General features: G+C 38.9%; 3 protein-coding genes. All 3 read left to right on the top strand.

Features of this window, described 5'->3' with window-relative positions:
- The coding region (locus tag ABWO41_RS14365; RefSeq protein ID WP_353139452.1) for a 3-keto-alpha-glucoside-1,2-lyase-like domain-containing protein at positions 1–1,189 on the top strand (1,189 nt) is incomplete at its 5' end.
- Positions 1,186–3,552, top strand: coding sequence for a DUF4838 domain-containing protein (locus ABWO41_RS14360; protein ID WP_353139449.1), 2,367 nt, complete (start codon positions 1,186–1,188; stop codon positions 3,550–3,552). The genes ABWO41_RS14365 and ABWO41_RS14360, both read left to right, overlap by 4 nt.
- 25 nt (positions 3,553–3,577) lie before the next feature.
- The coding region (locus ABWO41_RS14355; protein ID WP_353139446.1) for a DUF5017 domain-containing protein at positions 3,578–6,359 on the top strand (2,782 nt) is incomplete at its 3' end.

Genomic DNA, 6,359 nt, shown 5'->3' with positions numbered 1-6,359 from the left:
GGCAGAAGCTAATCCCGGAGTAACAATAGGTTTGGTACCTTGTGCTGTGGGAGGAACCGCTATCAGGAAATGGGTTCCGGGCGGGTATGACAGTGTAACCAATAAACACCCTTATGACGATGCATTACTAAGAATTAAACTAGCCATGAAAAAAGGGGTGATCAAAGGGGTTATATGGCATCAGGGAGAGGGAGACAGCGGAGTAAAATCCTCACAGACTTATGTGGATAAGCTGGCAGAATTGATAGAAAGAATTAGAAAAGAAGTTGGGAACCCTAAATTACCCTTTGTGGTGGGGCAATTAGCTATGTACCGTGACAATTATCAGTATATCAATAAAGAATTGCCCAAGCTGCCGGTAAAGGTATCTTATACGACAATAGTTTCTTCAGAAGGATTATGGCATAAAGGAGACGGTACGCATTTCAATAGTCCATCGGCAGCAGAATATGGAAGACGTTTTGCAGATGGAATGCTTCTGTTGCAAAATAAAAAACATAAGGCTAAAGAAGTTCAGGTGAAATCAGCTTTCAATAGCCTTTCAGATAAAGAAAAAGAAGCTGGATGGGAATTGCTTTTTGATGGAAAAGATCCAAACATAAGATGGAGGAGTATCAGAGGAGATAAATTTCCTGCAGCGGGTTGGACAATAGAAAACGAAGCTTTAGTACTATTGCCGGGACGAAAAGGGGGAGATATTATCACCAGAGAGCAGTTTTCGGACTTTGAGCTGATGCTGGACTATAAGCTGGCAGATTCGGCCAATACAGGTATAAAATACTTTGTATCGGAACTGAAAAACGGAAAAGGGAAAATAGAACTGAATGGACCTGAATTTCAGTTAATAGATGATTATAAACATGAAACCGTAAAAGATAATAAAAGTCCCGAAACAAGCACAGGATCATTATATCTTTTATATGCACCAAAAGATAAAATGCTCAATAAACCCGGCGAATGGAATCAGGTTAAGATCATCTCGAAAGGTAAAAATGTCGAGCATTGGATCAACGGGAAAAAAGTATTAAGCTATGAAAGAGGTTCTGAAGAATTCAGAAAACTGGTGGCAAATACAAAATTCAAAGAGTATCAGACAACTTATGGAGAGTCGATATTTGGTTATATCCTTTTACAAGACCATAAAGACAAAGCCTATTTCAGAAATATAAAAATAAGACGTTTAAAATGAGATTGATAAATATAGCTATACTGTGCCTTTTTTGTTTTTTAGGAATAGAAACAATCTATGCCCAAAACATATTAGCTCAAAATGGCAAAAGCAGTTATGAGGTGCTTATTCCTGTAACAGCCCCGGTTGCTGTACAAACTGCGGCTAAAGAGTTTCTGTACATGTTCCAAAAGAGTACAGGCGTTCAGTTGCCAATGTATAAAGATAACAGCAAGCCCAACAATAATCCGTTTATCAGTCTGGGAGATACAAAACAGGCTCGCCAGGCAGGTATAAAGGTCGAAGATTTAAAAGAAGATGGCTTTTATATTTTACTGAAAAACGGCAATCTTTTTATTCTGGGAAAAGATACTCCAGATGGGCAAACAACAAAAGATGGAGGTACAAGCAATGGTACAGCCAATGGCGTTTATACCTTTTTGGAAGATTATATGGGAGCAAGATGGCTGATGCCGGGAGAGTTGGGAAAGGTTGTTGACAAAAAAGAGCGGCTTATTTTAGAGAATATCAACCGTACCGAAGCGCCTTTATTTATTTCCCGCCGATTGCCTTATCTGGACGCTTCATGGACAATGATAAATAGTTCTGAGTCTGTGCTGGAATGGCAGCAGTACCAAAAGTTAGGCTATTCTGTTAATTTATGGCATGGTCATAACTGGAAAGAAACCGTACCGGAGAATCTCTATGAAAAACATCCGGATTGGTTTGCCATGAAAGATGGAAAAAGGCCCAAACCCGGTTTTCGTTATAAACTGGAAACGACTAATCCGGAATTGATTGAGTTTTTTGCAGACAGAGCAGTAGAAGAACTTAAAAAGAATAAAGTTTCGAAAACTTATTCACTTTCACCAAGTGATTCAAGAGGATGGAGTGAGAGTCCAGAAAGTAAAGCCCTTTACGATCCGCCACAGCCGGGAGAAAAGTATCCGGGAATGTCGTCACTTGTTTTAAAGTTTTATCATGATGTGGCAAAAATAGTGCAGCAAAAATATCCGCAAGGAAAGTTAGCAGGTTATCTTTATGATTCCTATCTCTATCCGCCAACGAAAGTAGCGATGAAACTGCCAGACAACTTCATACCGGTTGTAGCGCCCAGTTCAATAACGTATGGGTTCAGGCTTTATCACGAAAAAAATAAGAAAGACTGGCAGCATGTCATGCGCTCATGGGCTAAAGTAGCACCTGAAATATGGGTTTATTATGATATTTCCAATGCTTTTAATTTATGGCGTATCACAGAAGATTACGACAGGTTTTCCGGAAGTACAGGTATAATAACGCCACCCGCCGCAGAAATATTGAATTTTATCTTCTCCGGATTGGTAGAAAATAACATCAGGGGAACTTATCTATTTGGTACACCATCCTGGAGCAATACTGCAATTGCTAATTATATGTTAGCCAAAATGAGCTGGAATCCAAAACTGAATGCTTATGATGTTCAGCGGGATTGGTTGTACCATGCCTACGGTGAAGCGGCAGGAGCTGAAATGGAGAAATTTTATCTTAAGCTGGAAGATATTTATCGCGAATATTCAAAAGATAAAATCATTGCTTCAAGACCTAATGATGCTATGTTCCGTGATTTATATGGAGCACACTATGCAGATTTAGACCGGCTATTTCTAAATGCAAAATCAAAAAATATGAATGCGGAGCAACAACAGCGCTTAACAATGATAGAAGATAACCTTGCGGTATTGCAATGGCGACTGCGGAATGCCGCGTTTTTGCCAGCGCAATTCTCTTCCCCTTTATCGCGTACAACCGCGCAAATTAATGAAATACTGCAAAAAAAGAATAATGCATTTTTCCATTTTCCCGAAGCTTTGCTGGGCTGGAAAAAACGAGATGTAGAAAGATTAAAACACATACCTTTTGTAATCGATAAAGCTTTACCTGAAAATATAAGTCGAAAGAACTTGCCTTTACAGGATAAGAATCTAATCGTTCTTCATTCAGAAAAAAATGAAGACATAAAGCTGCATACGCGAAAAGTGAAACATGGTTCGTTGTTCCTCTCCTGTATAATTAAAAAGTCAGACGGAGAAGAGGTATATACAGGTTTACTGGACGAGAAAAATCCGATTAGTTTCAAAACAGAAAAAGGTGCTACCTATTATCTCTATTTCCCTGCCCGGCCAGGGACCTCTTTTGAAATGGATATTACAGGAGCAATAGCTTCTGCGAAAGTTAACCAGCAGCAAATAGTAGCGAAGCAACAGGTAAATCCGGTTTATATCTATGTACCCTATCAGAAAGAGGATACTATTATCAAGGCAGAACAGCTAACAGATCAGACAGTAAGGATTGTGAAAAATAACCAGTTAGAAAAAACAGGCCGTTTAGATCCACAAGATTGATTATTGTAAACTATAAAAGTAGAATATGAAAAATGAAATTTTACCTTTAAAAAAAAGCCAGTGGTTATACCTGCTATTATTTATCTTATTAATAGCAAGTAAAAAAACGTATGCAATAAACGGAGAGATCAATTTGTCTTTTTCTTCTCGCGTGTTAAATACATACACAGCAAGTCCCAGAGAAATACAAGTGTTATTATCTACAGATTTTAATGGTTTGTATGATTATGGTAACGTTCTTGGAGCTACATGGATAGATATTAGTAATAGATTTACTTTCCCATCAGTTGATTCCGGAGTTGTTAGTCCTGCCGGTATAAGTGACATTTCAGATTTGTTGGAAAACGGCAAACCTTTTTATATAGCCTTCAGGTATAAAACAACCGGTGTACCACCTGCAGCAAAAATAGGCAGAAACTGGCGTATAGAGTCTTATTCCCTGGCATTTGAAACCCCTTATGCAACAAGACAGCTGGCAAATCATACCAGTGCCGGTTGGAATATGGTGAGTCAGGGAAATGTAGATCCGGGACGAGGGGGAATAGTACAATCATCCAGACTAAATTTCCTGGCAAATAATGTGAATTTAAGCGTAGGTATAGATGAATGGGCCATAAGTCAACCAGTAAACTTATCGTTTTTAAATTTATCTTTTTCTACTCGTGTGCTTAACTCCTATGAGTTAAACCCTCGTGAAATAACTGTTCTAGCCTCGACAGATTTTAATGGAAATTATACTTATGCAGATGTAACTGCAGCTACCTGGGTTGATATCAGCGACAGATATACATTTCCGGTATCAGAAACGGGCAGTCTTACACCAGCAGGAGTAAATGATATTACAGATCTTTTGGAAGAAGGTAAACCAATTTTTATTGCCTTTAGGTATAAGACAATAGGACTGCCACCAGCAGAGCGAATGGGTAGAAACTGGCGTGTAGAAGCTTTTTCACTGGAATCAGAAAATACTTATGCCAGCAGGCAACTTACCAGCCATACCAATGCTGGTTGGAACATAGTAAGTCAGGGAAATGTAGACCCCGGAAGAGGTGGCACAGTACAGACTACAAGACTTAATTTTTTAGCAAATAACGTGAATCAAAGTGTTGCAATAGATGAATGGGCGGTTAGTAGGCCAATAAATCTGTCACGCTATAGTTTATCTTTTTCTACCCGTGTACTTAATTCTTATGAGATAGATCCTCGGGAAATAACCATTTTGGCCTCTACAGACTTTAATGGTAATAATACCTATACAGATGTAACAGCAGCTACATGGACAGATATCAGTAACAGATTTGTCTTTCCAAAAGTAGATGCAGGAGTTTTGACAGCGGCAGGGAAACAGGATATTTCAGATTTGATAGTAAGCGGAAAGCACCTATATGTCGCATATAAATATAAAACAACAGGCAGACCGCCGGCAACAAGAATTGGCCGTAATTGGCGTGTAGAACTCTTCTCTTTGACCGGACAGTCTGCAACGGATACCTTGATTCTTGCTAACCAGTCAAGTCCCGGTTGGTCTATTATCAGTAAAGGAGATGTAGATCCCGGAAGAGGAGGTACAGTGCAAACGTCAAGGCTTAACTTTCTGGCAAATAATGTGAATGAGTCGGTAGGAATAGAAGAATGGGCTATAAGTAAACCAATCGATATGTCTTTGTTCCGTTCTGTATATTACGTTGATGCAGAAAATGGAAATGATAACAATAATGGGACTTCACCAGAAACAGCATGGAAAACGTTATCAGCCGTTAATGCTACAGTCTTTGGTCCGGGAGCAAAAATTCTATTCAAAGCAGACGGTGTCTGGATAGGACAGCTGAAGCCACAAGGCTCAGGAATTACAGGACAACCTGTTATAATTGATAAATATGGTTCAGGCGAAAAGCCATTAATTAATGCCAATGGAGCGTTAGGTGGAGCACTCACTTTACATAACCAGTCTTTTTGGGAGATCAACAATCTGGAGCTTACTAATGATGCCTCCGCAATGGGTGATAGAAATGGGGTAGAGGTATTTGGAGAGGAGCATGGATTGGTTCAGCACATACATCTTAAAAATTTAGATATACATCATATAAAAGGTATTAGTGATAATGGTGCAAGAACAGCAGGAGTGCTTTTCAGAACAATTTCTGATGACGTAAAAGACACACGTTTCGACGATGTTTTAATTGAAGGTTGCAAGATATATCATGTGCAGAATCAGGGTATCCATTTCCGTACACCGGGAGAACGGGGAGCAGGTTTTAATTATCCGGAAACACCCGATTGGGAGCGTCGTAAATTTACCAATATTGCTATAAGAAATAATATTATCCATCACATATCTAAAAATGCCATCCTTCTGAGAACAGTTGAAGGAGGAATAGTAGAGCGTAATTTGTGTTACGAAACAGCATTGGATACAACCGGAAATACAATTTTTACTTATGGGGCTAAAGGTACTGTATTTCAGTATAACGAAGGCTACCTTAACCGCTCCCCGGGAGGTGATGGAAGTTTATATGATGCCGATTTAGGAAGTCCCGGTACGATATGGCAGTATAGTTACAGTCATGATAACGCTCACGGTTTAATGTGGTTCATTCCTGATGAAAGAGATGATAACATTATAGTACGTTATAATATAAGCCAGAATGATAAAGGAAATCTTGTTAGAATTAATTTTCCTTTTACCAGTGCTTATATTTACAACAATGTATTCTATGTAGACAGTTCTTTGTCTCCAACTATTATTCGTGAAGACAGCCAGTCCAGTATACGCACTTACCATTTCTATAATAATATTATATATAACC

It is taken from the genome of Pseudopedobacter sp., from assembly GCF_040392825.1.
Lineage (GTDB): Bacteria > Bacteroidota > Bacteroidia > Sphingobacteriales > Sphingobacteriaceae > Pseudopedobacter.
The sequence above is the reverse complement of the archived record's forward strand: the minus strand, read 5'-3'. Positions and strand labels throughout refer to the sequence as shown.

What these genes read in the sequence shown, in the direction of transcription:
- ABWO41_RS14360 (WP_353139449.1), top strand. Translation starts at nt 1,186, where the DNA reads ATGAGATTGATAAATATAGCTATACTGTGCCTTTTTTGTTTTTTAGGA.